The organism is Pantoea sp. X-Soil-TKNS-1279, from assembly GCF_059730565.1.
Genome location: NZ_AP035948.1, coordinates 1300177 through 1326863, shown reverse-complemented (window position 1 = coordinate 1326863; position 26687 = coordinate 1300177). Strand labels below are relative to the sequence as shown.

Sequence of the window (26687 nt, the reverse complement as noted above, 5' to 3'; positions counted from 1 at the left end):
ATGCGGTTTATTTGCTGGAGAAGATGATGTTTGATCCCGATATTGCTTACCAGGCGCTGACATCGCGCGACAGCCGTTTTGACGGCTTGTTTTTTGTTGGTGTGACATCAACCGGCATCTATTGTCGACCGATCTGCCCGGTTAAAGCCCCAATGCAGAAAAATTGCCTGTTCTTTTCCAGCGCTGAAGCGGCAGAGAAGGCCCATTTTCGCCCCTGTCTGCGGTGCCGCCCGGAACTGGCTCCCGGTTTTGCCCCGGTTGATAGTCACCATCGTATCGCCGATCGGCTGATCCGCCGCATTGAAGAAGGCCTGCTGGAAGAGCAGGAAACGCTGGCGGAGATTGCCAGCGAGTTTGGTCTGAGTGAGCGCCAACTGCGCCGCGTAGTGCAACAGGAACTGGGCGTATCACCGATCGAGTTACGGCAAACCCGGCGCATGTTGCTGGCGAAGCAGCTATTGACTGAAACCTCGCTGCCAATCACGGAAATCGCCTATGCCAGCGGTTTTAACAGCCTACGCCGATTCAATGATGTGTTCCAGGCCCGCTATCGTATGACGCCATCCCGCCTGCGCAAACAGGCTTCCCCTGCCCCCGGCACGCCGTTGCAGGAGAGCGCGGAACTCCGCCTGAGTTATCGCCCGCCTTATGACTGGGAGGCGATACTCGATTTTCTGCAACAGCGTGTGATGAAGGAGGTGGAATGGGTGTCAGAGGGCGTCTATCACCGTACCGTGGCGCTGGGCGGTTGTCAGGGTTGGGTACGCGTCAGCCACTATCCTGAGAAACAGGCGCTGAAGGTGCAATTCACCACCAGCCTGACGCCGGTGTTGCCCGCCCTGCTACGCCGCCTGCGCGATTTGTTCGATTTGGATGCCCAACCGCAGCGGATTGCCGACCAGTTAGCCCAGGACCCGTTACTGGCACCGAGTCTGGCAATGTATCCCGGCCTGCGAGTGCCAGGCGCGTTTGATGGTTTTGAGCTGGGAGTGCGGGCGATTCTCGGTCAGCAGGTGACGGTCAAGGCGGCGACGACGTTGAGTAGTCGTGTGGCACAACGTTTTGGCGAGCCCATGATAACGCCGTGGCCTGAGCTGTCGCGCCTCTCTCCCAGCGTAGAAACGCTGGCGGCTGCAACTCAGGATGATATCGCCAGCCTTGGGATTGTCAGCGCACGTTCCCAGGCGATCATCGTACTGGCTCAGTCCTGCGCCTCGGGTGCCTTGCGTTTTAATGGCGCGGTAAATCCGGATGTGGTGCAGCAGCAATTGCTGGCGTTGAAAGGGGTCGGTCCATGGACCGCCAGCTATATCGCGATGCGGGCGCTGCGCTGGCCGGATGCGTTTCCCAAAGAGGATATCGCGATTCGTAACAATCTGGGCGGCGTAAGTGCGAAGGAAGCGGAACAACTGTCGCAGGTGTGGCGTCCGTGGCGCAGTTATGCGGTGCTGCATATCTGGCGTAGCGGTGCGATTGATCGCGCAGAAAAGCATGATTCGTAACGGTCATAAAAGAGCGCGATAAATCGCGCCGCTACGCATCCGAATCCCGGGAAAGCAAAAAGGCGCCTTTAGGGCGCCTTTCTACATATTGGTGGGTCGTGCAGGATTCGAACCTGCGACCAATTGATTAAAAGTCAACTGCTCTACCAACTGAGCTAACGACCCGCTCGATGAGGGCTTACAACCAGAGTGACCAGATGGTGGGTCGTGCAGGATTCGAACCTGCGACCAATTGATTAAAAGTCAACTGCTCTACCAACTGAGCTAACGACCCATCGTGGTTGTGAAGCAAACTGAAGAAAACACTGAACCGATTAGAGGTTGAGATGGTGGGTCGTGCAGGATTCGAACCTGCGACCAATTGATTAAAAGTCAACTGCTCTACCAACTGAGCTAACGACCCATCTTCAGCGCTGCCGATACTTGTTAAGATATGTCCCGGCAACGGCGGCATATATTACTGATTTAGCGGGGTAGCGCAACCCTTATTTTCCACCAAATTACTCAATTGCTTACCTTTCATGCGGCCAGACCAGAAATCACACGAAATCCGGTCTGTGCTGCACAAATTACAACCCGGCGAGACGTTTCTGCGCCAGCTTTGCCGATTCGCTGTTTGGGAATTGTTTGATCACTTGCTGGTAGACCGCTTTAGCTTTCGCCGTGTCGTTCTTCTCCTGCATGATCACCCCAACCTTAAACAACGCTTCTGCGGCTTTCGGCGATTTCGGGTAGTTTTTTACCACAGTGGCAAAATAATAGGCCGCATCGTCCTTTTTGCCCTTGTTGTAAAACAACTGCCCCAGCCAGTAATTGGCATTGGGCTGGTAAGTCGAATCTGGATAACGCTTCACCCATGCCTGCAACGCAGTAATGGCCTGATCGTATTGCTTCTTCTCCAGAATCAGCGCTACAGCGGCATTGTAGTCGCTGTTGGCATCACCGCTTTGTGTCGGCGCTGCGGTTGCTGCGCTGTCACTGCTGCCTGCGGCTGCGGTGGCAGCACCAGCACCACCGGCGGCTGCCGCTGCATCACCACCACCGTTGGCCTGAGCACCATTATTACCGCTGCTCAAACTGTCAATCTGCTGGTAGATCTGCTTCTGGCGTTCAATCACCTGATTAAGCTGATAGGTGTTCTGCTGAATTTGCCCGCGCAGCGAATCGATATCGCTTTGGTTGTCACTCATCTGCTGCTGCAACTGCTGCAAAAGCTGAGCCTGGGCATTGGAGATTCGTTCAAGAGTGGTGACACGGTCTTCGACCGAGCCTGAGCCAACGCTACTGATTGACGCCTGGGCATTAGCGGCCCAGGGGGCCGCTACACCAACCAGTAACGACAGACTCAAGAGATGAAGTCTGAAGTTACTCATCATGTGATTATCTTAGTAAACCAGAACGGCACGACGGTTTTTAGCGTAAGCCGCTTCGTCGTGACCCAGAACTGCCGGCTTCTCTTTACCGTAAGAAACGATAGACATCTGATCAGCTGACACGCCTTTACCCTGCAGGTACATTTTCACTGCGTTAGCACGACGCTCGCCCAGGGCGATGTTGTATTCCGGCGTACCGCGCTCATCCGCATGACCTTCGATGGTCACTTTGTAAGACGGGTTGCTACGCAGAAAAGCAGCGTGCTGATCCAGCATCTGAGCGTACTCAGACTGCACGTCATACTTGTCCAGACCGAAGTAAACGATGTTGTTCTGCTGCAGCTGCTGCATTTGCAGACGTGCCTGCTCGTCAGAAGACATGTTACCGTTCTGGCCAGAACCGTAAGCGCCATCAGCACCCATACCAGTCTGGTCGTTGTTGTTGTTTTTGTGAGAGCTACATGCAGCCACTGCGATAACCGGCAGAGCCAGCATCAAACCCTTCAGCACTTTGTTCAGTTGCATTTCTTTATCCTATTATTTTGTTTGCCATACATATGATCCCCCACCTCAGCAGGGGATTGATGCATCACAGATACGGCGACCAGGCAGGTGATTTTACCTGTCCATCAGTTGCCGGAAGACGCGCTTTGAAACGCCCATCGGTTGAAACCAACTGCAACACGGAACCCATCCCCTGAGTAGAGCTATAGATTACCATCGTGCCGTTAGGAGCCAGACTTGGCGTCTCATCCAGGAACGTGTCCGTTAACGTTTGAACGGCTCCCGTTTCCAGATCCTGTTTGGCGACATGCTGAGCACCACCGGCGCTGCTGATCATCACCATTGTTTTACCGTCGGCAGACACATCCGCATCCTGGTTCTGTGAACCTTCCCAGGTAATACGTTGTGGCGCACCGCCGTTAATGCCAATTTTGTAAATCTGTGGCGCACCGGCCTGATCCGAGGTGTAAGCCAGGGTCTGGCTATCCGGGAACCAGGTGGGTTCGGTGCTATTGTAACGTCCATCGGTAATCTGACGAATCTGACCTGAACCCAGGTCCATCACGTACAGATTCAAGCTACCGGTTTTAGACAGGGCAAATGCCAGTTTAGAACCATCCGGCGAGAAGGCTGGCGCACCGTTGTGGCGCGGGAAAGAAGCAACCTGGCGAATCGCACCGTTTGCCAGCGTCTGCACTACCAGCGCAGATTTACCGCTTTCAAAGGTCACATAAGCCAGTTTGCTGCCGTCCGGCGACCAGGTCGGTGACATCAGCGGTTCCGGCGAACGATGCACCACAAACTGGTTGTAACCATCGTAATCAGAAACGCGAAGTTCATACGGGAACTGACCACCGTTGGTCTGTACCACGTACGCGATACGGGTACGGAAGGCACCTTTGATACCGGTCAGCTTCTCAAACACTTCGTCACTGGCAGTGTGTGCGGCATAACGCAGCCACTGCTTCGTCACTTTGTAAGAGTTCTGCGCCAGTACCGTGCCCGGTGCACCACCGGTATCTACCAGTTGGTAAGCGATCTGGTAGCTGCCATCGGCATTCGGGGTGACCTGACCTACCACGACAGCGTCGATACCCAGTGCGCTCCAGGCGGCAGGCTGAACCTGCTGTGCGCTGGTCGGCTGCTGCGGCAGACGTGAGCGATCCAGCGGATTGAATTTACCGCTGTTACGCAAGTCCGCTGCGACAATGCCACCAATATCTTCTGGTGCAGCGCCCGGACCGGCCCACTGGAAAGGAACCACACCAATAGGACGTGCGGTATTCACGCCCTGCGTAATTTCAATGCGTACTTCCGCGTGCAGCATGGCCGCCCACAGCAGTACAAAAAAACCTAAGGTTACACGAAGTGCCTGCTTCATCTTTTCTCCCTTATCTGAACCTGAGTTCATGATAATTCGCACTGTTCCTGAAAAAACACGGGTACTCATAGAATACGGCAAGCTAACCTTAGTTCAACCTGCCGTATGTTACTGCATTACTGAGGTTTGAAATCCATTGGTGCGTTTTTGAACACCTCATACACCGCCTGTGAAGGTGGCTTCGGTATGCGTGCTTGTTTCGCCGCCGAGACTGCCGCCTGACACAACGCCGGATCGCCACCCTCCGCCTTCACATCAATCAGCAAGCCATCTGGAGCCAGCTTGATGCGCAGGTTACACTCTTTACCTTTGTAGGAATCAGCATCATAGAAACGGCTCTGAATTGCTGCCACAACCTGGCCCATATAGGAGTTAATTTCGGCTCCTGAAGCACCGGCTTTCTTCTGATTACCTTGTCCAGCCGCAGCCCCGCCACCGGAAGCGTTCCCACTTTTCGGTGCATTCTTACCGGATGAAAGACCACCCAGCAGATCATCAACAGCGTTTTCATTCTTCGCCGCTTCGGCAGCTGCTTTCTTCTTCGCGTCAGCTGCTGCTTTGGCTTTCGCCGCAGCATCCGCCTTCGCTTTCGCTGCTGCTTCGGCTTTTTCTTTCGCCTCAGCCGCAGCCTTAGCTTTCGCGTCTTCAGCCGCTTTCTCTTTGGCTTCCTGCGCGGCTTTTGCCTTGGCATCGGCCGCGGCCTGCGCTTTCGCTTCGGCATCCGCTTTGGCTTTCGCCTGAGCCGCTGCTTTCGCTTCCTGCGCCGCTTTCTCTTTCGCCGCTTCGGCTGCTGCCGCCTTCGCCTCTTGCTCAGCCTGTTTCTTCGCTTCAGCTGCTGCCTGCTTCGCTTCAGCAGCGGCTTTCGCCTGAGCTTCTGCCGCCGCTTTTGCCTGTGCATCGGCCTGCGCTTTGGCGTCGGCTTTGGCTTTCGCCGCTGCCGCTTCAGCCGCTTTCTGTTCTTCCTGCGCCTGTTTTGCCGCCGCTTCAGCCGCTTTCTGCTGCTCGGCCTGCTGTTTCGCCTGCTCTTTGGCTTCCTGTTGCGCCTGCAAACGCTCTTTCTCCAGCTCTTTCAGACGCTGTTGTTCGGCGGCCTGCTTCTGTTGTAACTCTTCAGCCTGCTGCTGCGCCTGTTTCTCGCGCTGCTGCTCGGCACGCTTGCTATCGCTTTGTTGATTCTGCTGACGATTGTATTGATCGACCACGGCACCCGGGTCGACCATTACCGCGTCGATATCGCTACCGCCGCCACCGCCGCTGGATTCGATTTTTTCGTTAAACGAGCTCCAAATCAGCAAGGCGATCAACACGATGTGCAGAATCACCGAAATGATTATCGCGCGTTTTAACTTCTCGTTTTGCTCGGTTGCCTTCGACACTCTCGGTTCCCAAAAACGGTTCGCTTTAAATCGGCTGCGTCATCAAACCGACAGATTTCACGCCAGCCTGATGCAGCAGGTTAAGCGCCTTGATGATTTCGTCGTAAGGCACATCTTTCGCACCACCGATCAGAAAAACAGTCTTCGGATTGGCTTCCAGTCGGCGCTGCGCTTCGCTCACCACTTGCTCAGGAGGCAGTTGGTTCATACGATCGTGATCCACCACCAGGCTGTACTGTCCTACCCCGGAAACCTCGACAATCACCGGCGGATTATCATCGCTGGAAACTGTTTTTGAATCAGTCGCATCCGGCAGATCCACTTCCACACTTTGGGTAATGATCGGCGCGGTTGCCATAAAAATCAGCAGCAGCACCAGCAGCACGTCCAGGAGTGGAACGATGTTGATTTCCGACTTAAGGTCGCGGCGTCCGCGACCACGGGTTCTGGCCATCGTTTACCTCGACTTACTTCGTATTGTCGGTGGAGAAAGCCTGACGATGCAGGATAGCCGTGAACTCTTCCATAAAGTTGTCGTAGCCCTGCTCCAGCTTATTCACACGCTGGTTCAGACGGTTGTACGCCATGACCGCCGGAATCGCGGCAAACAGACCGATTGCGGTGGCGATCAGCGCTTCAGCGATACCCGGCGCAACCATTTGCAAGGTAGCCTGCTTCACCGCGCCGAGGGCGATAAAGGCGTGCATAATCCCCCACACCGTACCAAACAGACCGATATAAGGACTGATGGAACCGACGGTGCCAAGGAAAGGAATGTGGTTTTCCAGCGCTTCCAGTTCACGGTTCATCGAGATACGCATGGCACGGCTGGCACCTTCCACCACCGCTTCTGGCGCGTGGCTATTGGCGCGATGCAGGCGCGCGAACTCTTTAAAACCGGAATAGAAAATCTGCTCTGAGCCGTTCAGTTCGTCACGACGTCCCTGGCTCTCCTGATACAGGCGAGACAGCTCGATACCTGACCAGAATTTATCTTCAAACGCTTCGGCTTCGCGCCCGGCAGCATTGAGAATGCGGGTACGCTGAATAATGATTGCCCAGGAGGCAATGGAAAAGCCGATCAAAATCAACATGATAAGTTTGACCAGAAGGCTTGCCTTCAGGAACAAATCAAGAATATTCATGTCAGTCACTGCTTGAACTCCGCGACAATAGACTTGGGAAGCGCAATCGGCTTCATTAGATGTGGGTTGATGCAGGCAATCAGGACTTCTGCTTCATTGAGCACTTTGCCTTCATTATTCACGATACGCTGCGAGAACGTCATGGTGGCTCGCGTCATTGAGGTCACTTCACTCTGGATTTCCAGAAGATCGTCAAGACGTGCTGCCGCAAGATAGTCCACCGTCATACGCCGTACCACAAAACAGATTTGCTGTTCCAGCAACGTCTGTTGATTGAAATGGTGCTGGCGCAACATCTCAGTACGTGCTCGTTCATAAAAAGCGATATAGCTGGCATGGTAAACCACACCACCGGCGTCGGTGTCTTCGTAATAGACCCGAACCGGCCAGCGAAACAGCGTTGTACTCACTCTACATCCCGGTATCATTTTAAACGTTGCTACTATACGCAAGTGAGATCAGCTTGGGAATGGCCCGCTGACGCCGCGAGAAAATAATTATCACACGGTAACAATCGGAAGGATTTTTGGCAGGTTTCTTGACCAGGCGCTGACATAACCTCACACCAGCGCCTGAAATTTCTACAAAAAAAGGACAACATTCGTCCTGATCGTTGACTTAACGGTAAAACCAGATGATTCCCGCCGCCAACACGACCATTGCCGGTAACGGTGTGAACAACGCTTGCCAACGCAAGCGCTGAGGACGGAACCCGGTACCATGAATCACGCCAGTACATACCGCCCAAATCAGCACCAGTCCATGCCAGACCGAGAGTGCGCTGGTCTTCGCCGCGAAGCGCGACGGATCCCAGAACACACACCCCGCCAGCCATAGGGCCAGCAATAGTGAAAGGGCCCGCAACGGGCCCTTATCCATCAGACGATACAGTGTCTGAAACAATCCGCGCATCAGGCTTTATCACCCTTTGCTGCGGCTTCTTCCGCACGCTCCAGCGCCAGTGCCGCGATCACACCGAACGAACAAGCCAGCAGGGTGCCAAGTATCCAGGCAAAATACCACATGCTCTTTCTCCTTAATCAGTACAGGGAGTGCGTATTGCTCTCAATGTGTTCTTTGGTGATGCGACCATACATTTTGTAGTAACACCAGGTGGTGTACAGCAGGATGATCGGCACAAACACGATGGCCGCAAAGGTCATAATTTTCAGCGTCAGCGCACTGGAAGTTGCATCCCACATGGTCAGGCTGGTGCCCGGCACGGTGCTGGATGGCATGATGAACGGGAACATCGCAATGCCTACCGTCATGATCACACCCGCCAGAGTCAGTGAAGAGAAGATAAATGCCCAGGCACCCTTCTCAGCACGCGAACACAGGATGGTCAGCAGCGGCATCAGCACACCCAGTAACGGGAAGATCCACAGGATCGGCGTCTGCTCAAAGTTCACCAACCAGGCTCCGGCTTCACGTACCACATCTTTACCCAGTGGGTTAGACGCGGCATGGTGATCGATAACGCTTTTCACCACATAACCATCAATACCGTATTTCACCCACACGCCAGCGAGAATGAAGCACACCATCATCACTAAGGCGGAGATCTGCGCAACGGAACGTGAACGGACATGCAGTTCGCCAGTGGTACGCATTTGCAGATAAGTTGCGCCCTGCGCCAGGAACATCGCCACACTGATCACGCCAGCCAGCAGGCCAAACGGATTTAACAGCTGGAAGAAGTTGCCGGTATAGAACAGACGCAGGTATTCGTCAGCGTGGAAGGGTACGCCCTGCAACAGGTTACCGAATGCCACGCCAATCACCAACGGCGGTACAAAGCTACCGATAAAGATGCCCCAGTCCCAGGTGCCACGCCAGCGCACATCTTCAATCTTGGAGCGGTAATCAAAACCGACCGGACGGAAGAACAGTGACGACAGCACCAGGATCATCGCGACATAGAAGCCGGAAAATGCGGCGGCGTACACCATCGGCCAGGCAGCGAAAAGCGCGCCACCTGCGGTGATCAGCCACACCTGGTTACCGTCCCAGTGCGGGGCAATGGTGTTGATCATTACGCGACGTTCGGTATCGGTGCGGCCCATAATACGGACCAGCATCCCTACCCCCATGTCGAAACCTTCAGTGACGGCAAACCCAACCAGCAGAATGCCGATCAGCAGCCACCAGATAAATCGCAACACTTCATAATCAAACATGGTAGCTCTCCTTATCCACGCGCCGGTTGAGTCGATGAGCCAATCTGCTCATGGTGGTAGCGGCCCGTTTTCAGGCTACTTGGACCAAGGCGGGCAAATTTGAACATCAAATACATCTCCGCCACCAGGAACAGGGTGTACAGACCGCATATCAGAATCATGGAGAACAGCACGTCACCAGTGGTCAGCGAAGAGTTCGCCACTGCCGTCGGCAACACCTCACCGACCGCCCAAGGTTGACGACCATATTCCGCGACAAACCAACCTGATTCGATGGCGATCCACGGCAGTGGGATGCCGTACAGTGCCGCTTTAAGCAGCCACGGCCACTTGCCGATGCGATTGCGGATCACACTCAGGAACGACAACGCAATGATTGCCAGCAGCAGCACGCCGCACAGCACCATGATACGGAAGGCAAAATAGAGCGGTGCGACGCGAGGGATCGAGTCCGCCGTCGCTTTCTGAATCTGCGCTTCGGTAGCGTTAGCCACGTCCGGGGTATAACGCTTCAGCAGCAAGCCATAACCGAGATCCTGTTTGCTTTGCTCAAAAGCGGTACGCACTGCCGGATCCTTGCTACCTGCACGCAATTCGTTGAGTAACGCATAGGCCTTCATACCGTTACGGATACGCACTTCATGCTGCGCCAGCAACTCTTTCAGGCCGGTAACCGGCGTATCCACCGAACGAGTGGCTATCAAACCGAGCAGATAAGGAATCTGGATAGCGTATCTGTTTTGCTGCGCGTCCTGATCTGGAATACCGAACAAGGTAAAGGAGGCAGGCGCAGGTTGCGTTTCCCATTCCGCTTCGATGGCAGCCAGTTTGGTTTTCTGCACATCACCCATTTCATAGCCGGATTCATCACCCAGTACGATAACGGAGAGCACCGCAGCCATACCGAAGCTGGCGGCAATCGCGAAGGAGCGCTTAGCGAAAGCAATGTCACGCCCTTTCAACAGATACCATGAGCTGATACCGAGAATAAACATCGCCCCTGCGGTGTAACCGGCTGCCACCGTGTGCACGAATTTCACCTGCGCCACCGGGTTGAGCACCAGTTCGGAGAAGCTCACCATCTCCATACGCATGGTTTCGAAGTTGAACTCAGAGGCAATCGGGTTTTGCATCCAGCCGTTCGCCACGAGGATCCACAGCGCTGACATGTTCGAACCCAGCGCCACCAGCCAGGTCACCGTCAGGTGTTGTACCTTACCGAGGCGATCCCAGCCGAAGAAGAACAGGCCGACAAAGGTAGATTCAAGGAAGAACGCCATCAGGCCTTCGATGGCCAGCGGCGCACCAAAGATATCGCCGACGTAATGTGAGTAATAAGACCAGTTGGTACCGAACTGAAACTCCATGGTCAGACCGGTCGCCACGCCCAGGGCAAAGTTGATACCAAACAACTTGCCCCAGAATTTGGTCATATCTTTATAAATTTGTTTCCCCGTCAGGACGTATACGGTTTCCATGATCGCCAACAGAAACGCCATACCCAGCGTTAATGGCACGAACAGGAAATGGTACATCGCCGTCAGAGCAAACTGTAAACGCGACAGCTCGACAATATCTAACATGATGACTCCTTGCTCCTCGCATGAACTCCTTCTGCGGGCGACAACGGTAAAAAGACAGACATTGACGTGCAGAATAAGAGTCAGGAACGACTGATTATTGATTCCAGTTTTGTTTTGTTACCGACAGAACAGAGTAATCTGCTGCCCGAAGTGAGCGAGTAACTGTGATGAAAAAGCCCTGAAAACTCATCGCAACAATCGGTTTTCGACAGTTGAGAGTGCGGTGGCGACAGAATTGATATAACAACGCCTGGCACAAACTCCTGAAAAAACATGGAAATGATTGAATTGATGTAGCGCAATTTATACCGTTTGCGCTGCGCTTTGCCAGCGGTAAAGTTTGTTATATCTCAGCATTTATTGATCTGTGATAACGTACAAAATTTCCAGATATGTATTGTTAGGCAGGTTGTTAATTAGTTGTCATGAGACGATGACGTAATTAAGAAAATAATTACCTTTGCCATAAAAATTTAACGAAGCGGCGGGTAAGACTTTCCTAACTTTCAAACAGAACGCCTTCGAATTTGCCCTTCTTTACCTTTCTGACAAAGTAAGCATAGACGGCAATTTTCACTGCGCAGGATTTTTCCCCACTTTTTCAGTGGCTACGGACATAAAAAAAGCCACCCGCAGGTGGCTTAGATCAAAAACGTAAACTTATTTAGCAGGCAGTACCGCTTTCACCGCATCACCGATGTCAGCCAGGCTGCGCACGGTTTTCACGCCAGCCGCTTCCAGTGCAGCGAATTTCTCATCCGCCGTACCTTTACCACCGGCAATGATTGCACCGGCGTGGCCCATACGTTTACCTTTCGGCGCAGTCACACCGGCGATGTAACCGACAACCGGCTTGGTGACGTGTTCTTTGATATAGGCAGCAGCTTCTTCTTCAGCACTACCGCCGATCTCACCAATCATCACGATCGCTTCGGTCTGCGGGTCTTCCTGGAACATTTTCAGGATGTCGATGAAGTTAGAACCCGGGATCGGGTCACCACCGATGCCGACACAAGTAGACTGACCATAACCGATATCGGTGGTCTGCTTAACCGCTTCATAGGTCAGGGTGCCAGAACGTGACACGATACCTACGCGGCCCGGCAGGTGAATGTGGCCCGGCATGATACCGATTTTACATTCGCCTGGGGTGATCACACCCGGACAGTTCGGGCCGATCATGCGCACACCAGCTTCATCCAGCTTCACTTTCACGGTCAGCATATCCAGCGTCGGGATACCTTCGGTGATGGTGATGATCAGTTTGATACCGGCATCGATCGCTTCCAGGATACCGTCTTTGCAGAACGGAGCCGGAACGTAGATCACGGTGGCGGTTGCGCCTGTTGCTTCTACCGCTTCGCGCACGGTGTTAAACACCGGCAGACCGAGATGGGTGGTGCCGCCTTTGCCCGGCGTCACACCGCCAACCAGCTGAGTACCATAGGCCAGCGCCTGCTCAGAGTGGAAAGTCCCCTGGCCACCGGTGAAACCCTGGCAAATGACTTTGGTGTTTTTGTCGATCAAAATGGACATTATTTACCCTCCGCAGCAGCAACAACACGCTGTGCCGCGTCTGTCAGGCTGGTTGCTGCAATGATGTTCAGACCGCTGTCCGCCAGTTTCTTAGCGCCCAGCTCGGCGTTGTTACCTTCCAGACGTACCACCACCGGTACGTTGACACCCACTTCTGCCACTGCACCGATGATGCCGTCTGCGATCAGGTCGCAACGCACGATGCCGCCGAAGATGTTAACGAATACGGCTTTAACCGCATCGTCAGACAGGATGATTTTGAAGGCTTCGGTTACGCGCTCTTTGGTTGCGCCGCCGCCGACATCAAGGAAGTTTGCAGGCTGACCACCGTGGTGTTTCACGATGTCCATGGTACCCATCGCCAGACCGGCACCGTTGACCATACAGCCAATGTTACCTTCCAGTGCGACGTAGTTCAGTTCCCACTGCGTTGCATGAGCTTCACGCGGATCTTCCTGGCTCGGGTCACGCATTTCACGCAGTTCCGGCTGACGGAACAGGGCGTTGCCATCGGCACCCAGTTTGCCATCGAGGCACACCAGGTCACCCTGCTTGGTAACGACCAGCGGGTTGATCTCTACCAGCGCCAGATCGCGCTCGAGGAACATGGTCGCCAGACCCATAAAGATTTTGGTGAACTGGCTGACTTGCTTACCGGTCAGGCCCAGTTTGAACGCCAGCTCGCGGCCCTGATACGGCTGAGGACCGGCCAACGGATCGAGTGCCATTTTGTGGATCAGGTGCGGGGTCTCTTCCGCCACTTTCTCGATCTCAACACCACCTTCGGTCGAGGCCATAAAGACCACGCGACGGCTGGCACGGTCAACGACCGCACCCAGGTACAGCTCCTGATCGATGTCAGTCGCGGCTTCAACCAGAATCTGGTTTACCGGCTGGCCTTCGGCGTCAGTTTGATAGGTCACCAGACGTTTGCCCAGCCAGTGTTCTGCAAAGGCGCGGATCTCTTCTTTGCTCTTAACCACTTTCACACCGCCCGCTTTACCGCGGCCACCGGCATGAACCTGACATTTCACTACCCACGGGCCTGCGCCAATTTTAGAGGCGGCTTCTTCTGCTTCGCGTGGCGTAGTACAGGCGTAGCCAGTCGGTGCCGGCATACCATACCGTGCAAACAGCTGTTTCGCCTGGTATTCGTGTAAGTTCATGATGTTCTATCCATTCAGGTCTGAAAAGACTAATGAGTGTTGGGCGCGCCCTTAAGAACGCGCCCGGTGAAAATTAGACGTCCAGCAGCAGACGCGCCGGATCTTCCAGCATCTCTTTCACGGCCACCAGATAGCCGACAGACTCGCGGCCATCGATCAGACGGTGATCATAGGAGAGCGCCAGATACATCATTGGCAGCACCACAACCTGACCATTCACTGCCATCGGACGATCTTTGATAGCGTGCATCCCCAGGATCGCACTCTGCGGTGGGTTGATGATCGGCGTGGACATCAGCGAACCGAACACCCCACCGTTGGTGATGGTGAAGTTACCGCCGGTCAGTTCTTCAACGGTCAGCTTGCCGTCACGGCCTTTTACCGCCAGCTCTTTAATTTTCTTCTCGATGTCAGCCATGCTCAGCGCATCAACATCTTTCAGCACTGGCGTCACCAGACCACGCGGGGTTGATACCGCGATGCTGACGTCGAAATAGTTGTGATACACCACGTCTTCGCCATCGATAGACGCGTTCACTTCCGGGAAGCGTTTCAGCGCTTCAACCACGGCTTTGATGTAGAAAGACATAAAGCCCAGACGCACGCCGTGACGCTTCTCGAAGGCATCGCCGTACTGCTTACGCAGATCCATAATCGGCTTCATGTTCACTTCGTTGAAGGTCGTCAGCATCGCGGTGCTGTTCTTCGCTTCCAACAGACGCTCAGCCACGCGCTTACGCAGACGCGTCATCGGTACACGCTTCTCGCTGCGGTTCGCAATCGCCGTCGGCGCAGCAGCGGCAGCAGGCTGCGCAGCCGGTGCGGCTTTAGCTTCCGGTTTCTTCGCCAGATGTTTTTCTACATCTTCACGGGTGATACGACCGCCCACGCCGCTGCCTTTGATCTGGCTGGCGTCAAGGTCGTGCTCCGCGATCAGACGGCGAATTGCCGGGCTGAGCGCGTCATTGCTCTCTTCTTCCAGAGAAGCAGTCTGACGCTGTGCTGGCGTTGACTCCTTGCTCTCCACTTTCGCGGTAGTCTCTTTCCCGCTGCTGTTGCCTTCCTTCAGACGGCCCAGGATCTGACGTGAGGTCACGGTTGCGCCTTCATCTTCCAGTACCGCATCCAGAACACCGTCGGCAGCAGCCGGTACTTCCAGTACCACTTTGTCGGTTTCGATTTCGACAATCACTTCATCGCGACTGACCGCGTCGCCGGGTTTTTTATGCCAGGTGGCTACCGTTGCATCCGCTACGGATTCAGGCAAATCGGGAACGAGAATATCTACACTACTCATTATCTTTCCTTTTTATTAACCAAGGTTCAGCGCGTCGTTAACCAGGTCTTGCTGCTGTTTTTGATGTACAGACATGTAGCCCACGGCCGGTGAAGCCGAAGCCGGACGGCCTGCATAACGCAGTGACGCACCAAACGGAATCACTTCGCGGAAATGATGCTGACTGCAATACCATGCACCCTGATTCAGTGGTTCTTCCTGACACCAGACAAAATCCTGCACATGGGCATAAGCTTTTAATGCTTCCTGTACCGCTTTATGCGGGAACGGGTATAACTGCTCGATACGGATAATCGCGACGTCGTTTTTCTCGTTCTTACGACGTTGCTCCAGCAGGTCGTAATAGACCTTACCAGAACACATCACTACGCGTTTTACCTGTTTCGCATCAAGGGCGTCGATTTCGCCGATAGCCGGCTGGAAGCTGCCGTTCGCCAGTTCGTCGAGTGTGGAAATCGCCAGCGGATGACGCAGCAACGACTTCGGCGACATCACGATCAACGGACGACGCATACCGCGTAACGCCTGACGACGCAGCATATGGTAAACCTGCGCTGGCGTAGACGGTACACACACCTGCATGTTCTGCTCAGCACAGAGTTGCAGATAGCGTTCCAGACGGGCGGAGGAGTGCTCCGGGCCTTGTCCTTCGTAGCCATGCGGCAGCAGCATCACCAGGCCACACATACGGCCCCACTTCTGCTCGCCGGAACTGATGAACTGGTCGATTACCACCTGAGCACCGTTGGCAAAGTCACCGAACTGCGCTTCCCAGATGGTCAGCACGCGCGGCTCTGCGGTGGCATAACCGTATTCAAACGCCAGCACCGCTTCTTCGGACAGGACGGAGTCCCAAACTTTGAACTGGCCCTGACCATGATGGATATGGTGCAACGGCGTGTAGGTTGAACCGTTCGCCTGGTTGTGCACTACCGCATGACGATGGAAGAAGGTGCCACGGCCGGAGTCTTCACCAGACAGACGGACCGGGATGCCTTCATCCACCAGCGTAGCGTAAGCGAGGTTCTCCGCGCCGCCCCAGTCAAAGGCTTTGTTGCCTTCGGCCATCTCTTTACGATCGTTGTAAATCTTGGCGACACGCCCCTGGACTTCAACCGCTTCCGGCACCTGGCTGATACGACGCGCCAGTTCCTGCAAACGTTTCATCTCCACAGTTGCCGGGTAGCTCTCATCCCAGTCGTGGTTGAGATACGGTGACCAGGTGAAAGAATGCAGACTCATCGGACGCCATTCCGGCACCACGCATTCACCGGCATCCAGTGCGTCGCGGTACAGGTTAACCATCTCGGTGGCATCTTCCAGTTTGGCAATGCCATCTGCTTCCAGACGATCGGCGTAGATCTTACGCGGTGTCGGATGCTTTTTGATTTTCTGGTACATCAACGGCTGGGTTGCACTTGGCTCGTCGGCTTCGTTATGGCCATGACGGCGGTAGCACACCAGATCGATAAACACATCACGTTTGAAGGTGTTGCGATAGTCGAGCGCCAGTCGGGTAACAAAGGCAACGGCTTCCGGATCATCCGCGTTAACGTGGAAAATCGGTGCCTGCACCATTTTACCGATATCGGTACAGTACGGCGTAGAACGCGCGTCCAGCGGGTTAGAGGTGGTGAAGCCCACCTGGTTGTTGATCACGATGCGAACGGTACCGCCCACTTCGTAACCACGCGCCTGCGACATGTTCAGGGTTTCCTGCACCACGCCCTGGCCGGTTACCGCAGCATCACCATGAATGGTGATTGGCAGTACTTTATTGCTGCTTGGTTCTGCCAGACGATCCAGACGCGCACGCACTGAACCCATCACCACCGGGCTAACGATTTCGAGGTGAGACGGGTTAAACGCCAGCGCCAGATGCACCAGGCCGCCTTCGGTTTCCACGTCTGACGAGAAGCCCATGTGGTACTTCACGTCACCGGTGCCGAGATGTTCTTTATGCTTACCGGAGAATTCGTCGAACAGATCCTGGGGCTTTTTACCCAGCACGTTGATCAAGACGTTGAGACGGCCACGGTGTGCCATACCCAACACCACTTCACGCGTGCCACTCTTACCGGCATGACGAATCATTTCACGCAGCATTGGAATCAGCGCGTCGCCGCCTTCCAGCGAGAAGCGTTTTGCGCCCGGGAATTTAGCGCCCAGATATTTTTCCAGGCCTTCTGCCGCTGTCAGTTCTTTCAGGAAACCTTTTTTCTCATCCGTGCTGAACGTCGCGTGCCCCACCACCGATTCGATACGCTGTTGAATCCAGCGTTTTTCGTCGGTGTTGGTGATATGCATATACTCGGCACCAATGGAGCCGCAGTAGGTTTGCTTCAGCGCCTCATAGAGATCGGCCAGCTTCATGGTCTCTTTGCCGATAGCAAATGAGCCTACGTTAAAGCTTTCCTGAAAATCGGCGTCGGTCAGGTCGTGATAAACCGGGTCGAGATCCGGTACAGCGTCCTGCTTCCACAAGCCGAGTGGATCAAGGTTAGCGTGCTGGTGTCCGCGGAAGCGGAAGGCGTTGATCAGCTGCAACACCTTAACCTGTTTGGAGTTGGTGGCCGGATCAGTGACTGTGGAAGTGTAACGCGCAGCATCTTTCGCCAGGCGGCGGAAGTAATCACGCGTGGTGGAGTGAAACTGCTCAGGTTTCACGCCAGTGCCAGGCAGCTGTTGGAACATGTCGCGCCACACTGCATCAACAGAGTCAGGATCGGTCAGGAAATCCTCATAGAGTTGCTCTATGTAAGATTGGTTCGCGCCGGCCAGCCAGGAGGAGTCCAGCCAGGGCTTCATCGCGCTGTTCTGCATTGTGATCCCTTAAGCATTAGTATGCTTTTTTTGAGGTTTCATTGTTGCCGCTTTCGCGGCTTGCCGTAGTGAGTTCAGCGATACGAGCCCTTGCGCTATCGGCGTCCGACTCGTAAGGGAACCTTTATAAGCGTGGTGTTGACCGCGCTTATAGAGGCTTCCGTAAACTGCCGGGAACCTGAGGTTCCCGGACAGTGGTGGTGATTACGCCCCGCGTTGCAGCAGCATCGACTTAATATGGCCGATGGCGCGCGTCGGGTTTAGTCCTTTCGGGCACACGCTCACACAGTTCATGATGCTGTGACAGCGGAATACACTGAAAGCATCGTTCAGATTATCCAGACGCGCATCGGTTTCCGTATCGCGGCTGTCAATCAGGAAACGGTAAGCCGCCAGCAGACCGGCCGGACCGATGAATTTATCCGGGTTCCACCAGAACGACGGGCATGAGGTTGAGCAGCAGGCGCAGAGGATACACTCGTACAGGCCATCCAGATGCTCACGCTCAGCCGGGCTTTGTAAATGCTCGCGTGCCGGTGGATTTTCCCCGTTATTCAACAGGTAAGGCTTAATCTTCTCATATTGTGCGTAGAATTGCCCCATATCCACAACCAGATCGCGGATCACCGGCAAACCAGGCAATGGACGGATAACAATTTTCTTCGAACCATTACCCAGCGCAGAGACCGGGGTGATGCACGCCAGACCGTTTTTGCCGTTCATGTTCAGGCCATCGGATCCGCACACGCCTTCACGGCAGGAGCGACGAAACGCCAGCGTCGGATCTTTCTCTTTCAGCTTGATCAGCGCATCCAGCAGCATCATATCGCGACCGTCTTCCGCTTCCAGGCTGTACTCCTGCATACGCGGCGCGTCATCCACTTCCGGGTTGTAACGATAGATTGAAAATTCGAGTCTCATGATGATCTCCGCAATTAGTAAGTACGCGCTTTCGGCGGGAAGGCCGCACGCAGTTTCGGTTGCATGTTCACCTCACGGCGCGTCATGCTTTCCGTTTGCGGAACATAGAGGCTGTGGCACAGCCAGTTTTCATCATCGCGATCCGGGTAGTCGAAGCGGCTATGCGCACCACGGCTTTCGGTACGGAAGTTCGCCGCCACTGCCGTGGCATACGCGGTTTCCAGCAGGTTATCCAGTTCAAGACACTCGATACGCTGAGTATTGAAGTCCGGTGAACGGTCATCCAGACGCGCGGATTTCAGACGCTCACGGATCACTTTTAACTCTTCCAGCCCCTGCGCCATCGCTTCACCTTCACGGAACACCGAGAAGTTGTTCTGCATGCAGCGTTGCAGTGCTTTGCGAATCTCAACCGGGTCTTCGCCAGTGGTGTTGTTTTCCCAGCGGTTGAAACGCGCCATTGCCGCGTCGATCTCTTCCTGGCTGGCATCGCGCAGTTCACCCTGCTCTTCGATACATTCCGCCAGATGCAGACCCGCTGCACGACCAAACACTACCAGGTCAAGCAGGGAGTTACCGCCAAGACGGTTAGCACCGTGTACCGATACGCAGGCGATTTCACCCACCGCGAACAGGCCTGGAATCACTTCATCTTCACCCTGCTCATTGACGCGCAGCGCCTGACCGGTGACTTTGGTCGGCACGCCACCCATCATGTAGTGACAGGTTGGAATGACCGGAATCGGTTCTTTAATCGGATCGACGTGAGCAAAGGTACGCGACAGCTCGAGAATGCCCGGCAGACGTGACTCCAGCACTTCTGCACCCAGATGGTCGAGTTTCAGTTTGATATGCGGACCCCACGGGCCGTCACAACCACGACCTTCACGGATCTCCACCATCATGGAACGAGCGACCACATCACGCCCCGCCAGGTCTTTGGCGTTTGGCGCATAGCGTTCCATAAAGCGTTCGCCGTGTTTGTTCAGCAGATAACCGCCTTCACCACGACAACCTTCGGTTACCAGAACACCGGCTCCGGCAATGCCGGTTGGGTGGAACTGCCACATCTCCATATCCTGCATCGGCACGCCAGCGCGCAGCGCCATGCCAACGCCGTCGCCGGTGTTGATGTGGGCGTTGGTGGTGGACTGATAAATACGTCCCGCACCGCCGGTTGCCAGGATGGTAGCTTTGGCTTTGAAGTAGACGGTTTCACCGGTTTCGATGCAGATAGCGGTACAACCGACAATCGCACCGTCTTCATTTTTCACCAGGTCCAGCGCATACCATTCGGAGAAGATGGTGGTTTTGTTTTTCAGGTTCTGCTGATACAGGGTATGCAGCAGGGCGTGGCCAGTACGGTCAGCGGCCGCAGCGGTACGCGCTGCCTGCTCACCACCGAAGTTTTTTGACTGACCACCAAACGGACGCTGATAGACGCGGCCGTCATCAAGACGGGAGAATGGCAGACCCATATGCTCCAGCTCCAGAATCGCTTCCGGGCCGGTTTTACACATATATTCAATCGCGTCCTGGTCACCGATATAGTCGGAACCTTTGACGGTGTCATACATATGCCATTCCCAGTTATCTTCATGGGAATTACCCAGCGCCACGGTGATACCGCCTTGCGCCGACACGGTATGGGAACGGGTTGGGAACACTTTGGATAACAGGGCGCAACTCAGGCCCGATTGGGAAATTTGCAGAGCGGCGCGCATACCTGCGCCACCCGCGCCGATCACCACGGCATCAAATTCTCTGACTGGCAAACTCATTTACACACCCCACACTACAACGGTTCCATAAATTGCATAGGACAACAGCGCCACCACAACCACCAGCTGCAACACCAGACGGGTCGCCACCGGTTTCACGTAGTCAGTCAGTACCTGCCACATCCCAATCCAACCGTGGACCAGAATCGAGAACAGCGTCAGCAACGTGAACACTTTGGTAAAGGAGGAAGCGAAGAAGCCGCGCCAGACGTCATACGTCAGCGTGCCTGTCATCACCACAAAACCGAGAATGTAGAGAATGTAGAGCGTAATTAAGATTGCAGCAGCACGCAGCAACAGCCAGTCATGAACACCGTTGCGTCCTAATGCAGAAGCATTGCTTACCATACGAGGACTCCAGCCAAAATTGAAAGCACGACAGTGATACCAAAAGCCGCCTGAGCGGAACGGGTGCCCACCTGCAAGGTTTCTTCCATAAAGCCAAAATCAGCCAACATATGACGAATACCGCCCACGACATGGTAAGCCAGCGCAGTCAGAATGCCCCACATGATGAATTTGACGAAGAAGCTATCCATGATGGATGCGGCTTGCAGGAAACCTTCAGGAGAAGAGAGAGAGAGACCCAGTAACCAGAGCAGAATTCCGAGAGCGACAAAGGTGATCACGCCGGAGACGCGGTGGAGAATGGACGATATTGCAGTAACGGGAAACCGGATCGTCGAGAGATCCAAGTTAACAGGTCTTTGTTTTTTCACGGTTTTGCCCACACAGCTCTTTTTTATTTTGCTTCCTCCGGTCCTGGGTTGCACCAGAGACACAGGACGTGTTCAGAGTGCAACCGTCACCAAAGAAGCAACATCCAGTGTTCAGTGACGCGGGGAAAACGCTGGGTGGCTCCTGGTGTCAGGGTGTTCCGGAGACCTGGCGGCAGTATAGGAGGATCACATTCTGATTACAATTCCCCTACAATCTCTTTGGTCACATTTAAGCTGAACAGTGATCCCCCTCACGGATTTCACATTTCATACATTTTTAATTATCTGATTTGACAAAAGTTCAACAATTCGGTTACAAACAAACGCATTAAAGCCCTATGATGCACAAAAGTTATGGGGATACACTTTCCCCTAAGCTGAAGTTATGTAACATTGCCACTCAGAGCATTACAAAGCATCAGGTTATTGGTTACCAAGAAGTTATGTCGTGACAGGATCTTTAACATCCGCGATTTGCAGCATGTCATGCCCGGACGCCACTGCCCCAAACGTAACGTTCACTCTGTACTCTACCTTGCACGACAAACGTGACCGCAGAGTGATACTGTGAAGATTGTGGTTTTTATGAAACATGAAAGCTGTATTGGTGTCTAAGATCCTTACCTACCAAGGCGCTATGGAGACGAAAAATGACAGATAAAAAAGTGACGCTAACCCTACAAGACAATACGGCAGTTGAACTGGACGTGATGCATGGCACGCTGGGACAGGATGTCGTTGATGTCCGCGCTCTCGGCAATAAAGGCCTGTTTACCTTCGACCCCGGTTTCACCTCTACAGCGTCATGCGAATCTAAAATCACCTTTATTGATGGTGATGAAGGTATTTTGTTACATCGCGGTTTTCCGATTGATCAACTGGCAACGCACTCAAACTACCTGGAAGTCTGTTATATCCTGCTGAACGGCGAAGCGCCAACCCAGGAGCAGTTTGAAGAATTCCGCGTTACCGTTACCCGCCACACCATGATCCACGAGCAAATCACCCGTTTGTTCCACGGCTTCCGCCGTGACTCGCATCCGATGGCGGTCATGTGTGGTGTAACGGGTGCGCTGGCCGCGTTTTATCACGACTCGCTGGACGTCAATATTGAACGTCACCGTGAAATCGCCGCGTTCCGTCTGTTGTCCAAAATGCCAACCATGGCGGCGATGTGCTACAAATATTCCATTGGTCAGCCGTTCGTTTATCCGCGCAACGACCTCTCCTATGCGGGTAACTTCCTGCATATGATGTTTGCCACCCCGTGCGAAGAGTACAAGGTAAACCCGGTACTGGAACGCGCCATGGACCGTATTCTGATTCTGCACGCTGACCACGAACAAAACGCCTCCACCTCAACCGTACGTACTGCTGGTTCTTCCGGCGCTAACCCGTTTGCCTGTATCGCGGCGGGTATCGCATCTCTGTGGGGGCCGGCACACGGCGGGGCGAACGAAGCTACGCTGCGTATGCTGGAAGAGATCAGCACCGTGGATCACATCCCGGAATTCGTCCGTCGTGCCAAAGACAAGAACGATTCGTTCCGTCTGATGGGCTTCGGCCATCGTGTGTATAAAAACTACGACCCGCGCGCTACCGTCATGCGTGAAACCTGCCACGAAGTGCTGAATGAGCTGGGTATGAAAGATGACCTGCTGGAAGTGGCGATGGAGCTGGAACATATCGCGCTGAACGACCCGTACTTCATTGAGCGTAAACTCTATCCAAACGTCGATTTCTACTCTGGCATTATTCTGAAAGCGATGGGTATCCCGTCCTCCATGTTTACCGTGATCTTCGCGATGGCGCGTACCGTGGGCTGGATTGCACACTGGAAAGAGATGCACGACGAAGGCATGAAGATTGCCCGTCCACGTCAGCTGTATACCGGTTATACCGAGCGTCCTTTCACGTCGGCGCTGAAGAAATAAGGTTAAGGGCGGATTATCCCGCCCGCTGCATCAAACCGCGCGATAAATCACGTCTCTACAATTTTGGTATCTACCGTAGCGGCGCGATTTATTGCGCATCAGGCCAATCATCATTAGTTCTGACACCCCGGACACCAATAAAATGGTCGGGATGACAGCACGCCCTTCTCTATCACCGTGCCACATCGTCGACACTTTTTCCCCTGCCGATGAAACACCTCAAAACGGAAAGCCGCCTCTTCATGGTATTTCTTCATGCTGCCACGCATCTGATAAGAGTGCCGCGGCACCGCCAGTAGCGCTTCACTCAGCGCCCTGAGCTGCAACGCATTCAGATCCTGAGCACGATGCTGCGCCAGCAACTGCGCATGCCATAAAATCTCCACGCGCAGGTAGTTCCCCAGGCCAGCGAGAAACGCCTGATCGAGCAGTAAGCCACTGAATTGCCGCCGCCGAAAGCGTGGCGACAACAAGCGCTCCTGCACCGCGTCCACCGTCAGGCTGGCATCCAGCACATCCGGTCCTACGCGTTGTAAAAAAGGATGAGCGGCCAGCGTCTCCGCGTTGAGCAGCTCAATATCGGAAGCGCTATATAGCAGGATGGTTTGGTCAGCATTAGCCAGCCGCACCCGCAACTGCCGGGCGGTCTGCGGTTGGGTACCGGTCGGCACCACACGCCAGACGCCATACAGCTGGTTATGGCTGTAGAGGGTCAGACCATTGGAGAAATGAGTCAGTAGCGCCTTGCCCCGGGTTTCAATTGCCGTAACGGTTGCACCCAGTAGCGCCGGTTCGTAAGTTTTCAGCTGCGGAAAGGCAAACCACACATCAGTGAGCGGTTTGCCCGTCATCGCCGCCGCCAGCTGATCCGCCGCACGGCGGATCTCCGGTCCTTCAGGCATGACGGCTCCTGTTAATGGGTCGCGCCCCCCGCGACATGCAAATCTTTATCCACCTTCAGCGTCACGCGGATCGCCATCTCCAGCGCCTGAATGACACTGGCCGCTGCCATGCTCGGCGCACCAGGATGCTTCACCGCTTGTTCCGGCAGATATGGGATATGAATAAAACCACCGCGCGCGCTGCTCTGATGCGTCGCCAGCCAGTGCAGCAAGCGATACATCACATGATTACAGGTAAAGGTCCCGGCAGTTTGCGATACCGAGGCCGGTATCCCCGCCTCGCGCGTTGCCGCAACTATCGCCTTGATCGGCAGCGTCGAAAAATAAGCCGCCGGCCCGTCCACCACCACCGGCTGATCAATCGGCTGCTGCCCCTCATTATCAGGGATACGTGCATCATCAATGTTGATCGCCACCCGCTCCACGCTGATGTCGCTGCGCCCCCCCGCCTGACCGATACAGAGAATGCGATCGGGTTGCAACGCTTCCAGCGCCTGCGTCAGCACGGCACCGCAACGGCTGTACGCCACCGGTAACTGACGTGCCACCACGCGTGCGCCGTCAATCACCTTTCCATCAAAAGATCGTACCGCTTCCCACGAGGGATTGATGCTTTCGCCTTCAAAAGGCTCAAACGCGGTCATTAATACCGTTTTCATTCTTTCCTCACAAAAACATCATGAACCACAGCAGGAAAATATTGACCACCAACAGCATTAAACCGGTCGGGACCTGAGCTTTGATTACCGCATTGCGATCAGGCAGCTCCAGCAGGCGAGCCGGGACAATATTGAAGTTCGCCGCCATTGGGGTCATCAAGGTGCCGCAATAGCCCGAGAACATGCCAATCGCCGCCATCACTGCCGGGTTACCGTGGTGTTGCAGCACCAGAATCGGGATACCGATACCGGCGGTGACAATCGGGAACGCAGCGAAGGCATTACCCATCACCATGGTCAACAGCGCCATACCAATGGCATACACGGCTACCGCGATAAAACGGTTATCGACAGCCAGATACTGCTCGGTCAGGTGTGAAATCGCGTTACCCACCCCGGCGCTGGTGAACAGCAGGCCCAGCGTGGCAAGGATTTGCGGCAGGATAAACGCCCAGCCAACGGCATCCAGCAAACGTCGCGTTTCCTGCATCGACTGCATCGGCTTTTCACGGGTCATTTTCAGTGCCACCAGCCAGCCAATCAGACAACCCATCATCATTGAGAACAGCGTAATCAGGGTGGAATGGTTCCCTGCGCCAAACACCGCCTGTTGCAGACCAGGCAGATTGTTAAACGCCAGCACGCCAACCACCGTCACCACCGGGATCGCCAGCGCCGGGATAAACAGCTGGTTACCCAGACGTTTGGCGCTGGCCTGCTTCTCTTCATCGCTGCGTTGGTGATACCGGCCCAGGCGCACGCCGCCAAAACCGGCAATCAACGCCATCACCACCACGGCAACACCTACGGCGATATGCAGGGTTCGTGGCGTCATCCATTGATAAACCCCATCACTAATCAGGAAGATCATCCCGTATAGCGCCCAAAACAACCCGGTAGTCAGACGCCGAGGATTGGCACGATCCCGCCAGGAAAATACGGCGACAATCAGCAGAATGATGCCTGCCAGCCACATCAGATATTGTTGCTGGAACATCATTCTGCTCCTTTGGCTTGTAACGCCTGTTGATTCAGTGCGCCTAGCTCACGCGCCAACTGGCGGTCAAGACGGATCAAACGGGCGGAGTGGATCAGGAAGGCGCAAATCGCGGTGGGAATGCCCCATACCGCGATATGCAGCGGTTCGGTCTGAATGCCAGCCGACTCCTGCATAAAGTTGTGCATAAAGATGATGGCACCGAAGGCAACGAAAATATCCTCACCAAAAAACAGTCCGACGTTATCCGTGGCGGCCGACATGGCGCGCAGACGATGACGTACTTCCGGCGACACTTCACCATAGCGGTTTTCTGTCGCCCCTTCCGCCATCGGCGCCAGCAGCGGACGCACCATTTGCGGATGACCGCCGAGGCTGGTCAGCCCCAGCGCTGCGGTAATTTCTCGCACAAATAAATAGACAATCAGCAGACGTCCCGCCGTAGCGGTTTTGATCTGCGCGATCCAGGTTTGCGCCCTTTCTTTCAGGCCATGTCGTTCCAGCAGACCGATCACCGCCAGCGGCAACAGCAGAATCAACGGCAGGTTACGGGTGTTCAGGAACCCGGAGCCCAGTTTTTCCAGAATATCGGCCAGCGACATATGGGCCGATAACCCGGTAACAAAACCCGCCACAATCACCACCAGCACCGGATTAAACCGCAGCACAAAACCGAGCACGATAGTACCAATACCCAGCAACGGCCAGAGATTCACCACGCTTTCCATGTTTTCTCCCCTTATCAGAAATAAAAAGCCCGGCGCAGAGCCGGGCAATCGAGCTACGGACGATTTTATAGACTCGCAGGAGATAAAGATCGGATTCCTACGGTCTAACTTTAAATCTTGTCACAGGTGCTCGTGCATCGGTAAATAAAATGCGAAAAACAACGATGTTTAAGATATACC

General features: G+C 54.5%; 25 protein-coding genes and 3 tRNA genes. 2 read left to right on the top strand and 26 right to left on the bottom strand.

Features of this window, described 5'->3' with window-relative positions; all coding sequences use genetic code 11:
- The first annotated feature begins 26 nt into the window (after positions 1 to 26).
- The gene (locus AC6I8N_RS06160) at positions 27 to 1502 is read left to right on the top strand and encodes an AlkA N-terminal domain-containing protein (RefSeq protein WP_497830668.1); all 1476 of its coding nucleotides are present in this window, start codon (positions 27 to 29) and stop codon (positions 1500 to 1502) included.
- Between the two features lie 89 nt (positions 1503 to 1591).
- Here AC6I8N_RS06160 and AC6I8N_RS06155 read toward each other — a convergent pair.
- The 22 genes from AC6I8N_RS06155 to sdhC form a co-directional block, all read right to left on the bottom strand.
- Positions 1592 to 1667 (bottom strand) — tRNA-Lys (locus AC6I8N_RS06155).
- A gap of 33 nt (positions 1668 to 1700) precedes the next feature.
- Positions 1701 to 1776: transfer RNA gene (locus AC6I8N_RS06150), tRNA-Lys, on the bottom strand.
- A 53-nt stretch (positions 1777 to 1829) separates the two neighbouring features.
- Positions 1830 to 1905 (bottom strand) — tRNA-Lys (locus AC6I8N_RS06145).
- Between the two features lie 166 nt (positions 1906 to 2071).
- Positions 2072 to 2878, bottom strand: a complete 807-nt coding sequence (gene cpoB / locus AC6I8N_RS06140; protein WP_497830264.1) for a cell division protein CpoB — start codon at positions 2876 to 2878, stop codon at positions 2072 to 2074.
- A gap of 9 nt (positions 2879 to 2887) precedes the next feature.
- On the bottom strand, positions 2888 to 3400 hold the full coding sequence (gene pal / locus AC6I8N_RS06135; protein WP_013508313.1) for a peptidoglycan-associated lipoprotein Pal: 513 nt from the start codon (positions 3398 to 3400) through the stop codon (positions 2888 to 2890).
- 64 nt (positions 3401 to 3464) lie between these two features.
- A complete protein-coding gene (gene tolB, locus AC6I8N_RS06130) occupies positions 3465 to 4760 on the bottom strand; it encodes a Tol-Pal system beta propeller repeat protein TolB (protein ID WP_021182422.1) in 1296 nt (431 codons plus the stop codon).
- A 116-nt stretch (positions 4761 to 4876) separates the two neighbouring features.
- Positions 4877 to 6136: a cell envelope integrity protein TolA gene (tolA, locus tag AC6I8N_RS06125; protein ID WP_497830263.1), complete on the bottom strand. Its 1260-nt coding sequence runs from the start codon at positions 6134 to 6136 to the stop codon at positions 4877 to 4879.
- Positions 6137 to 6161: 25 nt separating this feature from the next.
- Positions 6162 to 6590: a colicin uptake protein TolR gene (gene tolR, locus AC6I8N_RS06120; RefSeq protein WP_013508310.1), complete on the bottom strand. Its 429-nt coding sequence runs from the start codon at positions 6588 to 6590 to the stop codon at positions 6162 to 6164.
- A gap of 13 nt (positions 6591 to 6603) precedes the next feature.
- Positions 6604 to 7290 carry a Tol-Pal system protein TolQ gene (gene tolQ, locus AC6I8N_RS06115; protein ID WP_013508309.1) on the bottom strand — a complete coding sequence of 229 codons (687 nt, stop codon included), beginning with the start codon at positions 7288 to 7290 and terminating at the stop codon, positions 6604 to 6606.
- Entirely contained in the window at positions 7287 to 7709 is a 423-nt protein-coding gene (ybgC, locus tag AC6I8N_RS06110; protein WP_369700778.1) for a tol-pal system-associated acyl-CoA thioesterase, read from the bottom strand. The genes tolQ and ybgC overlap by 4 nt, the downstream gene beginning before the upstream one ends.
- A 190-nt stretch (positions 7710 to 7899) precedes the next feature.
- Entirely contained in the window at positions 7900 to 8193 is a 294-nt protein-coding gene (ybgE, locus tag AC6I8N_RS06105) for a cyd operon protein YbgE (RefSeq protein WP_208725026.1), read from the bottom strand.
- Positions 8193 to 8306, bottom strand: a complete 114-nt coding sequence (gene cydX, locus AC6I8N_RS06100; protein ID WP_013508306.1) for a cytochrome bd-I oxidase subunit CydX — start codon at positions 8304 to 8306, stop codon at positions 8193 to 8195. The genes ybgE and cydX overlap by 1 nt, the downstream gene beginning before the upstream one ends.
- Before the next feature lie 15 nt (positions 8307 to 8321).
- Positions 8322 to 9461, bottom strand: a complete 1140-nt coding sequence (gene cydB, locus AC6I8N_RS06095; RefSeq protein WP_021182418.1) for a cytochrome d ubiquinol oxidase subunit II — start codon at positions 9459 to 9461, stop codon at positions 8322 to 8324.
- Between the two features lie 11 nt (positions 9462 to 9472).
- The gene (gene cydA, locus AC6I8N_RS06090; protein WP_021182417.1) at positions 9473 to 11044 is read right to left on the bottom strand and encodes a cytochrome ubiquinol oxidase subunit I; all 1572 of its coding nucleotides are present in this window, start codon (positions 11042 to 11044) and stop codon (positions 9473 to 9475) included.
- 660 nt (positions 11045 to 11704) lie between these two features.
- Complete coding sequence (gene sucD / locus AC6I8N_RS06085) at positions 11705 to 12580, bottom strand: succinate--CoA ligase subunit alpha (protein ID WP_021182416.1); 876 nt, start codon at positions 12578 to 12580, stop codon at positions 11705 to 11707.
- Positions 12580 to 13746: an ADP-forming succinate--CoA ligase subunit beta gene (gene sucC / locus AC6I8N_RS06080; RefSeq protein WP_013508302.1), complete on the bottom strand. Its 1167-nt coding sequence runs from the start codon at positions 13744 to 13746 to the stop codon at positions 12580 to 12582. The genes sucD and sucC overlap by 1 nt, the downstream gene beginning before the upstream one ends.
- A gap of 73 nt (positions 13747 to 13819) precedes the next feature.
- Positions 13820 to 15043 (bottom strand): 2-oxoglutarate dehydrogenase complex dihydrolipoyllysine-residue succinyltransferase, encoded by a 1224-nt coding sequence (gene odhB / locus AC6I8N_RS06075; RefSeq protein ID WP_208725025.1) that lies wholly within the window; start codon positions 15041 to 15043, stop codon positions 13820 to 13822.
- A gap of 15 nt (positions 15044 to 15058) precedes the next feature.
- A complete protein-coding gene (sucA, locus tag AC6I8N_RS06070; protein WP_021182413.1) occupies positions 15059 to 17866 on the bottom strand; it encodes a 2-oxoglutarate dehydrogenase E1 component in 2808 nt (935 codons plus the stop codon).
- A gap of 204 nt (positions 17867 to 18070) precedes the next feature.
- Positions 18071 to 18787, bottom strand: coding sequence for a succinate dehydrogenase iron-sulfur subunit (locus tag AC6I8N_RS06065; RefSeq protein ID WP_021182412.1), 717 nt, complete (start codon positions 18785 to 18787; stop codon positions 18071 to 18073).
- 14 nt (positions 18788 to 18801) lie between these two features.
- The gene (gene sdhA / locus AC6I8N_RS06060) at positions 18802 to 20568 is read right to left on the bottom strand and encodes a succinate dehydrogenase flavoprotein subunit (protein ID WP_021182411.1); all 1767 of its coding nucleotides are present in this window, start codon (positions 20566 to 20568) and stop codon (positions 18802 to 18804) included.
- Positions 20569 to 20916 (bottom strand): succinate dehydrogenase membrane anchor subunit, encoded by a 348-nt coding sequence (gene sdhD, locus AC6I8N_RS06055; protein WP_021182410.1) that lies wholly within the window; start codon positions 20914 to 20916, stop codon positions 20569 to 20571.
- Entirely contained in the window at positions 20910 to 21299 is a 390-nt protein-coding gene (gene sdhC / locus AC6I8N_RS06050) for a succinate dehydrogenase cytochrome b556 subunit (protein ID WP_036624441.1), read from the bottom strand. The genes sdhD and sdhC overlap by 7 nt, the downstream gene beginning before the upstream one ends.
- Positions 21300 to 21937: 638 nt before the next feature.
- Between sdhC and AC6I8N_RS06045 the strand changes: the two genes are divergently transcribed.
- On the top strand, positions 21938 to 23221 hold the full coding sequence (locus tag AC6I8N_RS06045; protein WP_021182408.1) for a citrate synthase: 1284 nt from the start codon (positions 21938 to 21940) through the stop codon (positions 23219 to 23221).
- A gap of 113 nt (positions 23222 to 23334) precedes the next feature.
- Here the strand turns inward: AC6I8N_RS06045 and nei are convergent, their stop codons facing one another.
- The 4 genes from nei to AC6I8N_RS06025 are packed head-to-tail and all read right to left on the bottom strand — an operon-like array spanning position 23335 to position 26507.
- Entirely contained in the window at positions 23335 to 24123 is a 789-nt protein-coding gene (gene nei, locus AC6I8N_RS06040; protein ID WP_415175576.1) for an endonuclease VIII, read from the bottom strand.
- Positions 24124 to 24134: 11 nt separating this feature from the next.
- Positions 24135 to 24782, bottom strand: coding sequence for a pyroglutamyl-peptidase I (gene pcp, locus AC6I8N_RS06035; protein WP_021182405.1), 648 nt, complete (start codon positions 24780 to 24782; stop codon positions 24135 to 24137).
- Between the two features lie 7 nt (positions 24783 to 24789).
- Positions 24790 to 25782: a DUF979 domain-containing protein gene (locus AC6I8N_RS06030; protein WP_415175574.1), complete on the bottom strand. Its 993-nt coding sequence runs from the start codon at positions 25780 to 25782 to the stop codon at positions 24790 to 24792.
- Complete coding sequence (locus AC6I8N_RS06025) at positions 25779 to 26507, bottom strand: DUF969 domain-containing protein (RefSeq protein ID WP_208725021.1); 729 nt, start codon at positions 26505 to 26507, stop codon at positions 25779 to 25781. Before AC6I8N_RS06025 ends, AC6I8N_RS06030 begins: the two co-directional genes overlap by 4 nt.
- Positions 26508 to 26687: the final 180 nt, after the last annotated feature.